This is a genomic window from Roseovarius sp. MMSF_3281 (assembly GCF_030733685.1).
Taxonomy (GTDB): Bacteria; Pseudomonadota; Alphaproteobacteria; order Rhodobacterales; family Rhodobacteraceae; genus Roseovarius.
Window position 1 is genome coordinate 301,254 of record NZ_JASHIM010000001.1, and the last position, 15,221, is coordinate 316,474.

Annotated in this window: 15 protein-coding genes; 4 read left to right on the top strand and 11 right to left on the bottom strand. The window is 60.8% G+C overall.

Features of this window, described 5'->3' with window-relative positions:
- Nucleotides 1-44: 44 nt before the first annotated feature.
- The 9 genes from RBB32_RS01800 to RBB32_RS01840 all read right to left on the bottom strand — a co-directional run bounded on the left by RBB32_RS01800 (nucleotide 45) and on the right by RBB32_RS01840 (nucleotide 7,975).
- The gene (locus RBB32_RS01800; protein ID WP_306150953.1) at nucleotides 45-1,265 is read right to left on the bottom strand and encodes a cysteine desulfurase; all 1,221 of its coding nucleotides are present in this window, start codon (nucleotides 1,263-1,265) and stop codon (nucleotides 45-47) included.
- A complete protein-coding gene (locus tag RBB32_RS01805; protein WP_306150954.1) occupies nucleotides 1,265-1,867 on the bottom strand; it encodes a Yip1 family protein in 603 nt (200 codons plus the stop codon). Before RBB32_RS01805 ends, RBB32_RS01800 begins: the two co-directional genes overlap by 1 nt.
- A gap of 2 nt (nucleotides 1,868-1,869) precedes the next feature.
- The gene (locus RBB32_RS01810; protein WP_306150955.1) at nucleotides 1,870-2,349 is read right to left on the bottom strand and encodes a YIP1 family protein; all 480 of its coding nucleotides are present in this window, start codon (nucleotides 2,347-2,349) and stop codon (nucleotides 1,870-1,872) included.
- Nucleotides 2,349-3,635: a Fe-S cluster assembly protein SufD gene (gene sufD / locus RBB32_RS01815; RefSeq protein WP_306150956.1), complete on the bottom strand. Its 1,287-nt coding sequence runs from the start codon at nucleotides 3,633-3,635 to the stop codon at nucleotides 2,349-2,351. Before sufD ends, RBB32_RS01810 begins: the two co-directional genes overlap by 1 nt.
- Nucleotides 3,635-4,390, bottom strand: a complete 756-nt coding sequence (gene sufC, locus RBB32_RS01820) for a Fe-S cluster assembly ATPase SufC (protein ID WP_306150957.1) — start codon at nucleotides 4,388-4,390, stop codon at nucleotides 3,635-3,637. Before sufC ends, sufD begins: the two co-directional genes overlap by 1 nt.
- Nucleotides 4,391-4,444: 54 nt before the next feature.
- Complete coding sequence (locus RBB32_RS01825; RefSeq protein WP_306150958.1) at nucleotides 4,445-4,759, bottom strand: heavy metal-binding domain-containing protein; 315 nt, start codon at nucleotides 4,757-4,759, stop codon at nucleotides 4,445-4,447.
- Between the two features lie 32 nt (nucleotides 4,760-4,791).
- Nucleotides 4,792-6,315, bottom strand: a complete 1,524-nt coding sequence (sufB, locus tag RBB32_RS01830; RefSeq protein ID WP_306150959.1) for a Fe-S cluster assembly protein SufB — start codon at nucleotides 6,313-6,315, stop codon at nucleotides 4,792-4,794.
- Nucleotides 6,316-6,339: 24 nt separating this feature from the next.
- Complete coding sequence (locus tag RBB32_RS01835; protein ID WP_306150960.1) at nucleotides 6,340-7,383, bottom strand: cysteine desulfurase family protein; 1,044 nt, start codon at nucleotides 7,381-7,383, stop codon at nucleotides 6,340-6,342.
- A 130-nt stretch (nucleotides 7,384-7,513) separates the two neighbouring features.
- On the bottom strand, nucleotides 7,514-7,975 hold the full coding sequence (locus tag RBB32_RS01840) for an Rrf2 family transcriptional regulator (protein WP_306150961.1): 462 nt from the start codon (nucleotides 7,973-7,975) through the stop codon (nucleotides 7,514-7,516).
- Nucleotides 7,976-8,134: 159 nt separating this feature from the next.
- On the opposite strand from RBB32_RS01840, the gene RBB32_RS01845 reads away from it, so the two are divergent.
- Both RBB32_RS01845 and RBB32_RS01850 read left to right on the top strand, forming a co-directional pair.
- Nucleotides 8,135-8,788 (top strand): alpha/beta hydrolase, encoded by a 654-nt coding sequence (locus RBB32_RS01845; RefSeq protein WP_306150962.1) that lies wholly within the window; start codon nucleotides 8,135-8,137, stop codon nucleotides 8,786-8,788.
- Between the two features lie 3 nt (nucleotides 8,789-8,791).
- Nucleotides 8,792-9,040 (top strand): hypothetical protein, encoded by a 249-nt coding sequence (locus tag RBB32_RS01850; protein ID WP_306150963.1) that lies wholly within the window; start codon nucleotides 8,792-8,794, stop codon nucleotides 9,038-9,040.
- A 131-nt stretch (nucleotides 9,041-9,171) separates the two neighbouring features.
- On the opposite strand, the gene RBB32_RS01855 is transcribed toward RBB32_RS01850, so the two are convergent.
- Complete coding sequence (locus RBB32_RS01855; protein ID WP_306150964.1) at nucleotides 9,172-11,226, bottom strand: BON domain-containing protein; 2,055 nt, start codon at nucleotides 11,224-11,226, stop codon at nucleotides 9,172-9,174.
- Between the two features lie 61 nt (nucleotides 11,227-11,287).
- The gene (locus tag RBB32_RS01860) at nucleotides 11,288-11,896 is read right to left on the bottom strand and encodes a response regulator transcription factor (RefSeq protein WP_306150965.1); all 609 of its coding nucleotides are present in this window, start codon (nucleotides 11,894-11,896) and stop codon (nucleotides 11,288-11,290) included.
- 223 nt (nucleotides 11,897-12,119) lie between these two features.
- Between RBB32_RS01860 and RBB32_RS01865 the strand changes: the two genes are divergently transcribed.
- Nucleotides 12,120-12,584, top strand: coding sequence for a molybdopterin-dependent oxidoreductase (locus tag RBB32_RS01865; protein ID WP_306150966.1), 465 nt, complete (start codon nucleotides 12,120-12,122; stop codon nucleotides 12,582-12,584).
- Between the two features lie 36 nt (nucleotides 12,585-12,620).
- Complete coding sequence (locus RBB32_RS01870) at nucleotides 12,621-15,194, top strand: ATP-binding protein (protein WP_306150967.1); 2,574 nt, start codon at nucleotides 12,621-12,623, stop codon at nucleotides 15,192-15,194.
- The last annotated feature ends 27 nt before the right edge of the window (nucleotides 15,195-15,221 follow it).

The window sequence follows — 15,221 nt, forward strand, 5'->3', positions numbered from 1 at the left end:
GCCCACCCCGTCCCGGACCTGATCCGGGACCTCAGGCCACCACCCTAACCGAACAGCTCATGCGCCAGTTCCAGCGCATCGACCAGCGCGTCGATTTCCTCGGTCGTGTTGTACATGGCGAAAGACGCGCGGCAGGTCGCCGTGACTCCCAGATGATCCATCAACGGCCCGGCGCAGTGATGGCCCGCGCGCACCGCGACGCCCTTCTTGTCAAGGATCGTGCTGATGTCATGGGCATGGGCCGCCCCCTCCATGGTGAAGGAAAAGATCGCCGCCTTGTCGGGCCGCGTGCCCTGCTGGTGCAGCCAATTGAGGCCGGTCAACCGCTCCTGTGCATAGCGGCTGAGCGTATCTTCGTAGGCGGCAATCGCCTCCATGCCGACGTCCATCATGTATTCCAAGGCCACCCCGAGGCCGATGGTCTGCACGATCCCGGGGGTTCCCGCTTCGAACTTCATCGGCGGGTCGGCATAGCTGACCTCGTCCTTGCTGACCTCGCGGATCATGTCCCCGCCGCCCATGAAGGGGCGCATTTCGGCCAAGCGGTCCTTGTGCACGAAAATCGCGCCGGACCCCGAGGGGCCATACAGCTTGTGACCGGTGATCGCATAGAAATCACAGCCCAGGTCATCTATATTCACCGGCATATGCACCGCCGCCTGTGAGCCATCCACCAGAACCGGCACGCCCTTTTCGCGCGCCGCGTCACAGATCGCCTTTATATCCACCTTGGTGCCCAGAACATTCGACAAATGCGTGATCGCCACCAGTTTGGTCTTGGGGCCGATGGCATCAATCACCTTTTGCGGGTCCAGATGGCCGGTGGCATCCACATCCACCCACTTGAGGTTGACGCCCTGCCGTTCGCGCAGGAAGTGCCACGGTACGATATTGGCGTGATGCTCCATCACCGACAGGACGATCTCGTCGCCTGCTTCCATGCGCGGCATGGCCCAACCGTAGGCGACCATGTTGATGCCCTCGGTGGTGCCGGAATTGAGGATGATCTGATCCTCGTCCGCCACACCAAGGAAGCGCGCGATGATCCCGCGCACGCCTTCGTATTTCTCGGTGGCCAGATTGCTCAGGTAATGCAGGCCACGATGCACATTGGCGTATTCCTCGGCATAGCTCTTGGTGATCGCGTCGATCACCGCCCGGGGTTTCTGCGCACTGGCCCCATTGTCCAGATAGACAAGCGGCTTGCCATTCACCTCGCGCGACAGAATCGGGAAATCACCGCGTATCTTTTTGACATCCAGCATCACGTCGTCCCCACGAATACCGAGGCTACAACCCCGAGGAAAATTGACAGGCCAACCGTCGCCCCGACAATCGAAACGATCAAGACAGCGGCGGATTTCACCATGCTGTCAAACTCATGCGCCACATCCAGCGCCGAAATCACCGCCCAGACCCACCAAACCGCCATGGCCAGGATCAAAAGCGAACTGACGAAAGGCATCAGAACACCCAGCACCGCAATCCCCAGCATCAAGGCGAAGGTCACCGCCTGAAGCCAGGCCATGACGGCCAGAACATCCGACAAACGCCCCTGCCCGCCAAAGACCGTTCCAACCCAATAAAGCACGAAGACCGAAACCACCGCGCGCGCCCATTGCAGCAGGGCAAAGATCAAGGGCGCATCGTAGGCGGGCGTGCCGCGGATCAGTTCGCCCATATCGGCGGCCGGCATCGGGGCCATCTGCAAAAGCCCCGCGAACACCATCGAGGTCACGACCGAGACCAGCGTGAGCGCCATCCAAAGCGCCTGCGCGGGCAGATCAAGCGCCAAGAGGTGGCGGGCGGCCTCCTTCGGGGTTTTCAGCGTCACGAAGAACAACGCCTTCCAGTCTGCAAATACCATGGCTACCCCCAACCGGATTCCCGTAAGTTGGCCAACCAGAACCACAAAAAGACGATGCACCACAAGGCCCCGACCAGCATCAAGGCCCCCCCCGGCCCGATAAACCCGGCCACGAGACCGTTCAAAAGCATCAATGGACTGGCCGCCAGAAAGGCCCAGAAAAGCGCAAGACGCGAGGCAAACCCGCTGGCGCGACCGCCAAACACCCGAAGGATCAGGCCGCTTAGAAACGCCAGCAGATAGAAAATCAACGGTGCGATGAACATCCACGCCAGCAGCGAGGCCCCCATCATCGGGTAAACATCCTGCTCTGTCAGATGTGCCTCGCGCGACAGACGTGGCCATTGCGCAACGAAAGTCACCGCGCAGCCGGCCATCAGGATGGCAAGCGCGCGGCCCTCGTTTTCGCCCATGGACAAAAGCCTGCGAAAAACGGTCCGCGGCCCCCTGTAAGAGGCCGCGATATCGCGTGTGACAGGCATCAGCCGCGCCGCCGCTCCAGCCAGCCTTCCAGCCGTGCGTTGATCTCGTCGCGCAGGGCTTCGTCCTCGATTTCCTCGACCGCTTCGGCAAGGAACGAGAGCGTCAGCATATCTGTCGCGATCGCCTTGGGCACGCCGCGCGCCCGAAGGTAATACAGCGCATCCTCGTCAATCGCTCCCGACGTGGAGCCATGCGAACAGGCCACGTCATCGGCGTAAATCTCAAGCTCGGGCTTGGCGTTGAACTCGCTGTCGCCATCCAGAAGCAAGGATTGGCTGATCTGGTAGCCATCGGTTTTCTGGGCATCGGGTTTGACAAGGATCTTGCCTTGGAAAATCCCCTTGGCCCCGTTGCGCAGCACCTTCTTGAACACCTGGCGGCTTTCGCAATTCTGCGCATCGTGGGTGACGAACACCGTATCGTCGTGGTGGAAATCACCGTCGCCCACACAGGCCCCGGCAATATGGGCCACACCGTTGTCGCCGACCATCTCGACCACGCATTCGTTGCGCGTCAGAACGCCATTGGCAGTCAGCGTGAAGGTCTTGAAGGCGCTCTCCTCGCCCACCCGGGCGAAAACATGCGTTGCCGCGCGCCGCTCGTGGTCACGCCCTTGGGTGCGCACGTGGTTGAAAGCCGCGCCATCGGCGACGTCCACTTCCATCACATTGTTGAAGCGCGCCGCCGCCGGACCGTTTTCCAAAACGGTCAGGTCCGCGCCGGCATCAAGCTTGACAACATGGTGCAAGAGTGCGTCGGAACGTGTTGATTTATGGTGATAAATCAGGTTCACGGGTTTGCTTACCTTGCCGGTGACATGGATCACCACGCCATCTTCCGCCAGCGCGGTGTTCAGCGCCGCAAGCGGGCGATGCACCGGGTCTTGGCCGCGCGCTTCCATGCTGCCGTACAGGTCTTTTGCCCAATGGATATCGGCCTGCGCCACATCTGAAAGCCGCTCGATGCTCAGACCTTCAAGCGAAAGGTCGTCACTGGCCTCGGCGTCGAACACTCCATCGACAAAGACGACCTTAAGGCGGTCCACGCCGTCGAAAATCGGGGCTTCGCCCTCGTCGAACAGTGCCGCCTCGGGCACCTCGGCCTGAACCAGCGTATCGGGCCTTGTGAATTTCCAGTATTCATCGCGTGCCGTGGGCAGGCCCATCTCGCGCACCCGCGCGATGGCGGCTTCACGCAGTTGCGTCAGCCACGCCGCCCCTTGCGGCAAGCTTACCGTGCTCAACCGCGCCTCGGTCGCGTCCTGTTTTGCCTGCGGCAATGCCATTACGCCACCTCCTCAAGCAGATCGCTGTAACCATTCTTTTCGACTTCCAGCGCCAGTTCCGGACCGCCGGTCTTGATGATCTTGCCATCGGCCATGATGTGCACCACGTCTGGTTTGATGTGGTCCAAGAGGCGCTGATAGTGAGTGATCACAAGGAAACTGCGGCCTGCGTCGCGCAGGGCGTTCACCCCCTCCGACACCAGCTTCATCGCGTCCACATCGAGGCCGGAGTCGGTTTCGTCCAGAATGCACATCTTGGGTTCCAGCACAGCCATTTGCAGAATCTCGTTGCGCTTCTTCTCACCCCCCGAAAAGCCCACGTTGACCGGACGCTTGAGCATGTCGTTGCTCATCTTCAGGGTCGCGGCTTTCTCGCGCACCAGCTTGAGGAAATCGGCCGCGCTCATCTCTTCTTGGCCACGTGCCTTGCGCTGCGAATTGAGGGCGGTGCGCATGAAGGTCATGTTGCCCACGCCGGGAATTTCCACCGGGTACTGGAACGCCAGGAAAAGGCCCGCCGCGGCGCGCTCTTCGGGTTCCATATCCAGAATATCCTCACCTTCCAGCGAAGCCGACCCCTCGGTCACCTCGTAACCATCACGGCCGGAAAGGACATAGGACAAGGTCGATTTGCCCGACCCGTTCGGCCCCATGATCGCATGCACCTTGCCCGCTTCCACGGTCAGGTCCACACCCTTGAGGATGGTCTTTTCCTCTTCTTCAAGATCAACGTGCAGGTTCTTGATTTCCAACATGTTTTTCGCTCCTAACTCGTGTATTTCGCGGGGCCGGTCCGCCCCTTGTTCCATTCAGTCCAGCACGACGGCGGTGCCACTGGCCGAGACCATCAGCATCGACTCGCCCACAACCTCGTAATCCAGATCGACACCGACAACGGCATTGGCGCCAAGCGCCGCCGCGCGTTGCTCAAGCTCGTTCAGTGCCGTGTCGCGCGCATCCTGCAACTTGCTTTCATAAGCGCCCGAACGGCCACCGACGACATCGGTGATCTGGGCAAAGAAATCCCGAAAGATATTCGCCCCCATGATCGCCTCACCCACCACGATCCCGCGGTAATCGGTGATCTTGCGACCTTCAACGCCGTTGGTGGTCGTGACAATCATCATGCGCTCCTTGTCAGGCCGGGCGGTGGGCCTTAGCCCACCGAGCCTTCGAGGCTGATCGCAACCAGTTGCTGCGCCTCCATGGCAAACTCCATCGGCAGCGCCTGCAACACGTCCTTGCAGAACCCATTGACAACCAAGGCCACTGCCTCTTCCTCGTCCATGCCGCGCTGACGGCAATAGAACATCTGGTCGTCATCCACCTTGGAGGTGGTCGCCTCATGTTCCACACGGGAAGAGTTGTTCTTAACCTCGATATAAGGCACCGTATGCGCCCCGCATTTGTCGCCAATGAGCAGGCTGTCACACTGGGTGTAGTTCCGGCTGTTCTTGGCCTTGGGGTGCATGCTGACCAGCCCGCGATAGGTATTCTGCGCCACGCCTGCACTGATCCCCTTCGAGACGATCCGCGACTTGGTGTTTTTGCCCAGATGCACCATCTTGGTGCCGGTATCGGCCTGCTGGTGGTTGTTGGTGATGGCGATGGAATAAAACTCGCCCTGGCTTTCATTGCCGCGCAGGATGCAGGACGGATACTTCCAGGTGACCGCCGAACCGGTTTCCACCTGCGTCCACATCACCTTGGCCCGGTCGCCCCGGCAATCGGCCCGCTTGGTCACGAAGTTGTAAATGCCGCCGGTGCCATCCTCGTTCCCGGGGAACCAGTTTTGCACGGTGGAATATTTCACCTCGGCGTCTTCCTCGACGACAATTTCAACCACCGCCGCGTGCAACTGGCTTTCATCGCGCTGCGGCGCGGTGCAGCCCTCAAGATAGCTCACGTAAGAGCCCTTGTCGGCAATGATCAGCGTCCGCTCGAACTGTCCGGTATTTTCCGCATTGATCCGGAAATAGGTGCTCAGCTCCATGGGGCAGCGCACACCGGGGGGCACGTAAACAAAGGAGCCATCCGAGAACACCGCCGAATTGAGCGTAGCATAGAAGTTGTCGCTCACCGGCACCACCGAGCCAAGGTATTTCTTGACCAGTTCGGGGTGTTTCTCGATCGCTTCGGAGATCGAACAGAAAATGACGCCCGCCTTCTCAAGCTCTTTCTGGAAGGTCGTGCCGACCGAAACCGAGTCAAACACCGCGTCAACCGCCACCTTGCGGCCCTCGGCGGGGGCCTCCTCGGCCCCTTCGACACCGGCAAGGATCATCTGCTCCTTCAGCGGGATGCCCAGCTTTTCATAGGTTTCCAGAAGCTTGGGGTCGACCTCGTCCAGCGATTTGGGCTTTTCGGTCATGCTCTTGGGACGGGCATAATAATACTGCTCCTGGAAATCCACTTTCGGGTAATCCAGCATCGCCCAGTCGGGCTCTTTCTTTTGCAACCAGCGCTGATAGGCCTGCAGACGCCACTCGGTCATCCACTCCGGCTCGTTGTTCTTTTCGCTGATCAGGCGCACGATATCTTCGGTCAGGCCCTTGGGCGCATATTCCATCTCGATATCGGTTTCCCAGCCGTATTTGTAAGCGCCGCCAACCTCGCGCACCGCATCGACCGTTTCCTGATCAACGCCTTCCTTGACCTGTGTGTCATCCAGTGCCGCCATAAGGCCACCTCCTTGGTTGTCGTGTCACGCCGCCCGGGCGCGATGCTTGGTCCATTGCTTCAGCCATGCCTCGCCAAAGCGCATGACCTCGTCTTTCGACGTCTCGGGTCCCAGTGAAACCCTCAGCGCACAGGCCGCGTCTTCGGGGGTGAACCCCATGGCCTCCAGCGTCCCGCTGGCGCGCACCTTTCCGCTGGAACAGGCCGAGCCGCTGGACACCGCAAAGCCTGCCAAATCCATCGCCATGACTTGCGTTTCGCCCTTCCATCCGGGCGTTATCATGCAAAGCGTATTGGGCAGCCGCGCGCTATCTTTCCCGACAAAAATAGTCTCTTTTGCCCCGTCTGCAATCACTTTTTCTAGAATCTTTCTAAATTCGGCAGTGCGCGCCCAAACTCCATCCGAAAGATCCCGCATGGCCGCCTCCGCCGCCGCGCCGAATCCGGCAATCCCGATAACGTTCTCGGTCCCCGACCGGCGGCCCATCTCTTGCCCCCCGCCCTTGATCCGCGCCGCCACCTCGGTGCCGCGCTTGACCACCAAGGCACCGACACCCTTTGGCCCACCAAGCTTGTGGGACGAGACAATCGCCATCTCGCACCCCGACCAGTTGAAGGCCAAGGGCAATTTGCCGAAGCCCTGCGTCATATCCGACATGGCCAGCCCCTCGGGCAGGTCCTGTATCACCCCGGTCTCCGAATTGGCCAGTTGCAACACCGATTGCGCCGGATCGCTCACCGTCACATGGCCATTCGAATCCACCGGCAAATCCGCCGTGATCCAGGCCTTGACCGCATCATGCTCCACCGCGGCCCCATGCAACCCCCGCCCGGCACAGGCCAAGGCCGCCGCTTCCGTGGCCCCCGAGGTAAAGATCACATCCGCCCCATCGGCCCCGAGTGCGGAGGCCACCTGCCCCCGGGCCCGCTCGATCAGCCCCTTGGCCGCGCGCCCCTCGCCATGCACCGACGACGGGTTGCCGACCACGTCCATCGCCCGGATCATGGCCGCGCGCGCCTCGGCCCGCAAAGGGGCCGTCGCATTGTAGTCCAAATACACCCGGCTCAAACCGTCCGCTCTTTCTTCTTTTCACAAATATCCTGGGGGGAGCGTTGAAAACCGCAAGGTTTCAACGTGGGGGGCAACGCCCCCCGCCCGGGCGACGCCGAAGGCGGCGCAAATCCTCCGCGACCGGTCCTCATTCCTCATCCACCACGGCAAAGAATGTGGGCACCGCCGGACACGGGGCCAAACCGTTGCCCACCACGTCGCTCAACCGGGTCTGGTGCAGGAAAACGTACACCTGTGCGCTCAACCCCTCCCACAAGCGGTTGGTCATCGACTGCGCCCGCGATCCGCTGGCCGCGCCCGAGGCACCGGCGCCCTTGTGCAGGGCATCCACGGTCTCATCCACCGCCGCCAGCACCTCGAACACCCGGATTTCCGATGCCGGCCGTGACAGGCGATAGCCACCGCCCGGCCCACGGACCGAGGTCACCAGCTCGGCCCGCCGCAGCTTGACAAAAAGCTGCTCCAGATAGGGCAGGGAAATGTCCTGCCGCTTTGCAATATCGCTCAGCGTCACCAGTGTTTCGGCGTCCTGCAAGGCGATATCGACAAGCGCCACCATGGCGTAGCGGCCTTTTGTGCTCAGTTTCATGGCGCTTCCTCCGCGAATAGATTGACCTGACCCCGCGCAACGCTTATCTCGGCTAGGGTCTGGCCTGCCACGCTGGCCTAATTTAGAACATTTCTAAGGTGCTTGAGCAATTCCGTCAAGAATACCGCCCACACCTTAGCAAGAAGGACAAGGGAATCCATGCCCGAGGTAATTTTTCCCGGCCCCGAGGGTCGGCTCGAAGGCCGCTATCACCCCCAAAAGGAAAAAGACGCCCCCATCGCCATCGTGCTGCACCCGCACCCGCAGTTCGGCGGCACGATGAACAACAAGGTCGTCTATAACCTGCATTACGCCTTTTACAACATGGGCTTCACCGTGCTGCGCTTCAATTTCCGCGGCGTGGGCCGAAGCCAGGGCGAATACGATCAAGGCGTTGGCGAACTTTCCGATGCCGCCTCGGCCCTCGATTATCTACAGTCGATGAACAACAACTCAAAGCACTGCTGGGTTGCGGGCTTCTCTTTCGGGGCCTGGATCGGCATGCAGCTTTTGATGCGCCGGCCCGAGATTACCGGATTCATCTCGGTATCGCCCCCCGCCAACATGTACGATTTTTCCTTCCTTGCGCCCTGCCCTTCTTCGGGCTTGATCATCAACGGCGCGGCCGATCGCGTGGCACCCCCCGCCGACACGACGGCGCTGGTCTCGAAGTTGCAGGAACAGCAGGGTATCACCGTAACCCACGACGAGGTCGAAGGCGCCGGTCACTTCTTCGAAGAGCCGTACATGGATTCCATGATCGACAACGTGACCGGTTACGTCAAACGCCGACTGACCGAATCCACGAGGTAACCCATGGGTGTCACCGAGGACTTGGCCGATGAACTGGCTTTGGACGTTATCAAGTATGTCGACGCCACCGGCGACGACAGCATCATTTCCGATATCGTCAAGCTGCTCGGTGCCACCTCGCAAACCGCCGAAGAGGCCTTTTTGACCTCGATGCGCGTGCGCCGCGCCAATATCGCGGCGCGCAAATTGCTTCTTGATCGCGCCAAGGCGTTCAAAGCCAAGGCCGAAAGCGGGTCAGGCAGTGCCGGCTGAACCGTTTCGCCCTTAGCTGGGGATCAGGTTAAGGGCGGACCGCTTTAACGGCGGAACGGTTACGACGACGATACCGATAGCGCACGCCCTCGCCGACCTCCCGGGAATCGGCATCCCGATTCGGTTTGACGTTACTGCGGCGCATCGGTTTCAGGCGGTACCGTCAGTTCGACACTCGCTGTAAACCCCTCGGGCAAGTACGACAGCCGGCGTTCGATGATGTCGCGTTGGCGGGGGCCGCTCACGCGCCCGCGCAGGCGGATCACGTCGCTATCCACCTCCAATGCACCGCGTTCGAGCATCGAAAGCGCCACGATTCCGGCCCGCGCCGCGCCCCACCATTCCGGGCTGGCCAAGACATCGGCAAAACTCAGATCGTCGGCCTGCACCTCGCGCCCAAAGATCGCCCCCTGCGAGGCCACCCCGAGATCCCGCGGCACTTTCCCGGCGCTGACCACCGCTTGGCCATCGAACTGCATCGTCAAGTAGAATGGGCGCCCGTCATCCAGGAAGTCCAACACGATATCCGGGGTGTAACCCTCTGGCATATCGCCAAAAATTTCTTTCACCGAAGCACCGGCATCAGGATCGCGCAACAAGGCATCAAGCCGCAACTGGCGTTCGTCAATCGACAGCTTGCCTTGCTCGGCCAGCGCCAAGGCCTTCACGCCTTTGTCCACCGCCCCGGAAAACCTCGGCTTGACCGGAAGATAGGCCACCGCAATTCCGTCATCCATGACAGGTGCGCCAAAAGTCTCGGCCATGGCGGCGATGTCCATTTCCTCCGGCAGTTTTCCCTTGGCGCGGGCCGTTTTTCCATCCCATTCCAACAGCAGTCGCGCCGGGCTGCCATCGTCTTTCAGCGTCAAATCCAGATCCACGACAACCTGGTCCGCAAGCGGGCGCAGCGCCGCTTCGATCCTGGCGCGCTCATCCGGGCCGAACGCCTGGCCCGAAAGGCGCAACCGCCCGTTCCGAACCCGCATTTCCCCCGCGTCGAACACCCCGAGCGCCTCCAGCCCCCGCGTCGCCGCGTCCCACCATGCCGGATTGGCCGAAACCTGGGCCAAGGTCATGTCGGATGCCGTCATTGGATGGCCCAGAAAAGCCCCTTGGGTGCGCAGGTTCAGATCATTCGGCACCTTGCCCGTGGCTTCGGCCTTGGCGCCATCGAATGTCACGGTCAAATCAAACGGTTGACCATCATCCATCTGGATCACATCGACGCTTGCGATCATTTCCTCGGGCAATTCGGCCATCACATCCTGTACCTGCGCCATGGCCCGGTCCGACCACGCCTCGCCGTTCAGGCTCAGGCTGCGGCCGGTCACGCTCAGATGCCCGATCCGCAGATGGCTCAAGGCCTGCACCCCAAGACGCAGGGCCGTGTCCCAATCCGCCACGGGGGCGGAAACAGGGCTTCGCGCCACCTCGGAAAGGTCATAATCGGCGATTGTCATGCCCTCGGGCAGCTTGCCCGCGAAACGAATATTTCCCTCCACGCTGCGCCGTGCCGAAAGGCGCATCGGGCTGCCGTCATCCAGCAAATCCATATCGACAGACAGGTTGAACGCCGCCGGTGCCGCCTCAAGCAGGCGCTCGGCGCGACCGGCGTCCAGCGGCGTAAGGGCGGTTGCCTCAAGCGTCACCGCATGATCTTCCATCACCACGCGCCCGGCCTCAAGATGGCCTGCGGCCTGCGCCACCAAAGCGGCCATTTCCAGCCATTTCCCCGGCGCACCCGAGGCCAGTTCCAATCCGGCCAGATCGGCCTTGAACACCTGTGACAGCCGCGTTCTGGCGGCCTCGGTCGGCACCGAGCCGGAGGCCGTTACCCCGCCTTCCGCCTGCCATTCGAAACTCGTTACGAAGGGCACCGCGGGGTCCAGGACCTTGACCTCGGCATCGATACTCCCGTGCCCTTCGATCTGGCGCAACCCGTTCAAAAGCCGGGTTTTCTCGGCTTCACTATCGACCAGTCCGGTCAAGGTCAGGTCGCGGCCGTCCACCTCGACCTTTACCGCGTGCCTGGCCTCGCGGATCACCTCGCCCGAGGCGGCCCGCAGCCCCGCTTCGACAAGCGGGTCCTCTTTTTTGAAGTCAAACACCCCAAGCATGAAAAAGGCCGCGATCAAGGCGATCGCACCAAGCACATCTTCCAATCGGGCAAAGGGTTTCCTGCTCATATCAAGGCTGCTTATCCTGCCCTGTGCAACGCGATGTCAAACCCAAAAGACCGTGGCGCCGTCAGGTCAGCCCCATATCGCGGCCAAGCATGGCCGCATGGGTCCGATTGCGCGCCCCCAGTTTGCGCGACAACGTCTTGACATGAAGCTTGACCGTGACTTCCTGGATATTGAGATCACGGGCGATTTCCTTGTTGGATTTACCCTCGGCCACCCCCCGCAACACATCCTTTTCGCGCGGGGTCAGGACGACGCGTTTTTCGGATTGCCCGGGGTCGTTCAGAAACTCCAGGGGCATGTAGGTTTCACCAAGCAGCATGTGGCGCACCGCCGTAACAAGCGACATCGGGTCAAGCGTTTTGGGCAGAAACCCCGCCGCCCCCGACCGCAACGCCCGACGCGCCACATCCGGCGGGGCCGCGCCGGAAAGGATTGCAACCGGACAGGCGACCGCCTCTTTCATGCGGCCAAGACCGCCAAGGGAATCCATCCCCGGCATCGCGTAATCCAACAGCACAAGGTCGAATTCCACCGTCCGCGCCTTTGCAAGCGCCTCTTCCAGAGACGCGGCCACAGCCACCTCCAAGCCATCCTGTTGTCTCAAATACGCAGCAATCGTTTCACGAACAAGGTCGTGATCATCGGCCAACAATAAGTGTTTCTTGTTCATCCTAAAGCGCCCGGCGCTCCCGTAGCCTCAGTTCAAATGCCGTTCCCGGCACACAAGTCCTGTCCCCTACCACACAGGTAATTTACCTTTGACCTATGCCTTTGAATAGGGGGATAGTTCTGAAAGCGGAAAAAACGCTATTATCCGTGGTGTAGTCCTTGGTATCGGAAAGTCTCGTATTTTGCTTGAGCGTCGTCAATTTCTTGCGATCTCGGGGGGCGGTTTGCTGGCGTGGCTTTGTCCGCATCAGGCACAGGCCGAACAGGAAGATCCGCTTTTCACCCTGGTGCAACCGCTTTCGGGCGGGCCGGGCACCCTTACCACCAAGATTACCCGCGCGCATTTGATGTCTCTCCCACTGTCGGGCTTTGAAACCAAGACCGTTTGGACCCAAGGGCAGCAACGGTTCGATGGCGTGTGGCTTGCGGATTTACTGGCCGAGTTCGGTATCACCGAGGGAACCCTGACAGTTCAGGCAATCAACGACTACTGGGTTCAAATACCGGTAAGCGAGGTCAATCGCGGCGGCGCGTTATTGGCCTTGATGCGAAACGACCAACCGATGACAGTGCGCGAGAAAGGACCTGTCTGGCTGATTTACAACTACGACTCCGACCCCGCCTTTCGCACCGAGATGATTTATACCCGAAGTGTCTGGCAACTGGACCGGATCACCGTTTCGCGCTAGCACGATGTGACGCTTCCTTTCGCGAGACCCTTGTCGATGGCTGCCGGAAAACTGATACGACGTCTTTTGCGTCGCAGATTCCAACTTACCGTGTTCAGCGGTCTGGCCGGTATTTGCCTTGTCGCTGCGGTCTACATGACCGCGCAAGTCTTTTTCAAACTGGACGAACTGGGCACAAGCGCAACCGACAACCTGCAATGGACCGTGGCGCAGCTTGAGGTGGAGCAGCTCAAGGCCATCGACGCGCTTGATCGTATGGATGGGGACAACCCGGCCACGATCGACGAAGCGCACCGCAGGTTCAATGCCCTCTACAGCCGGGTCGTCACCCTGTCGCGCGGGCGCGGCTTTGCCGAAATATGGGCCAACAACGAATTATCCCCCAACCTGAAAACGATCAAAGCCGAACTGACGTCGATCCTGTCGGTCATGGATGGCCCCGACGACGACCTCCTGGCGCAACGGGCCCGTCTGATCGACCACCTTGAGAGTCTCACCCCGCCTATTCGGCAACTCTCGATCGCGGGGGTGGCCATCGACGCGCAACAAACCAACAACGAACGCAACGCGCTTTTAGGCCAACTGATCCGGCTGACCGCATTGGTGGTGCTGATGATGGTCGGCATGATCTCTCTGCTGATCCTGTTGTGGCGGCTTTTTCATCTTTACCGCCGCCGGGCGCTTGAAAACCGCAAGACTCTGAACCGCCTGACGACCATTCTGAACACCTCGCAGGATGCCGTATTGGTGGTGGCCCCGAACGGTGACATCGTCGACAAGAACGCCGCCGCCATCCGGATGTTCGGCCTTGCCGAGGCCACCGATGGGCCGCCGCCCAATGTCCGGAACGTTCTTTTCCGGCGCGACGACAGCGGAGAATTGGCCCCCCTGGCCGGGGCACGCCTTATCCAATCCTGCGCGCAGGGGCCAAACCGATGCGCCAATCTCATGGCACGCGCACCGAACGGCGATCATTTTCCCGTCGAGCTTTCGGCCGATATGGCGGATCGCATGGGCGACGAGGTATGCGTAAGTTTCATCCGCGATATCTCGCGCCGGGTCGCGGCGGAATCCGAAATGCAGGTGGCGCGCGACAATGCGCTGGCCGGGGAACGGGCCAAGGCGCGTTTCCTTGCCATGATCAGCCACGAGATGCGCACGCCACTGCATGGTATACTGGGCACCCTCGACCTTCTTGATGAAACCCGCCTGACCAAGGAGCAGCGGCGCTATGCGCGTATCATGCATGGATCGGGGCAACAGTTGCTGAACCAGATCAATGATGCGCTTGAGATTACGCAGGCCGATGGCGGTACGCTGCGCCTGCGCGAAACCGTGTTCAACCTCGACAAGCTTTTGAAGGATTTGACGACCGCGGAACGTCATAACGCCGAAGCCCGCAACACCACGCTTGAGTTTTTGCCGCCGAAGCAACCGCTGGGGCATGTTTCGGGCGACAAGGGCCGTGTTCAACAAGTTCTGATCAACCTCATCGCGAACGCCATAAAATTCACCGAGAACGGCACCATCACCCTTGAGGCAACGCGCCACGAGGGAACGAGCAACGATACATCCATCGTGGAAATCCAGGTTTCCGATACCGGCATCGGCATCGGTGAATCCGACCTGCCCCGCATCTTCGACGATTATGTGCGCCTTGGCGGAGAGGCCTCCGAGATGGTCGAGGGCACCGGGCTTGGACTGGGTATTGCCCGGCAACTGGTCACGCTCATGGGTGGGCAAATCGGGGTCGAAAGCGTCGAGGGGGAAGGAAGCCTTTTCTGGGTCTGGCTGCCTTTGCCCAAGGCCGCGAAGAAGCCGCATCGCGAAACTGTCGACCCCGAGAAACACGGCACCGCCCGCCGTTCGGTTCTGATCGCCGAAGACAACAGCGCAAACCGATACGTCCTGGCACAGATGCTGGAAAAGGATGGCCACAGCGTGCGCGCCGTGGCCGACGGGGCCGCCGCCATTGCCGCCGCCGAGATTGATGCCTTCGACCTGATCCTGATGGATATCTCGATGCCCGGTATCGGCGGTCTCGAAGCGGCGCGCAGGATCACCCAGGGCACTGGCCCCTCCTGCAACGCCCGGGTTCTTTTCCTGACCGCGCATATCAATCTTGAAACCGAAATCGACGCAGAGCTTCACGCCTCGGGCGCCGAAGGCATACTCACCAAACCCCTGCCCCGCAGTGAGCTTCGCGCGATTGTCGCCGGTAAGCAGGCCAATACCGAGCCCCTGCGAAACCCGCCCGCGCCCGACCACCCGGTCCTTGATGACCATGTTCTCAAACAGCTTACCGAGATGATCCCGCCCGATCGCTTGACCCTCACGCTGCAGGATTTCTTTGCCGAGGCAGACACATTGATTGCCGAGGCCGGGGATTTGTTGGAACAGGCAGACTTCGGCACGCTGGCCGACAGGCTTCACAAGCTTGCAGGTTCGGCCGCCATCATTGGCGCAACCGCAATGCAATCCACGCTGAGCCGGGCCGAGGACGCCTGCCTGTCAGGCCGAAAAGATGACATCGGGGCGCATCTCGCCTTGCTGAACGATATCTGGAAAGTAACACGCGCAAGACTGTCCGCCCATCACCGGGCGGCTTGACCCGAGACAATAGATTGTCAATCGCCG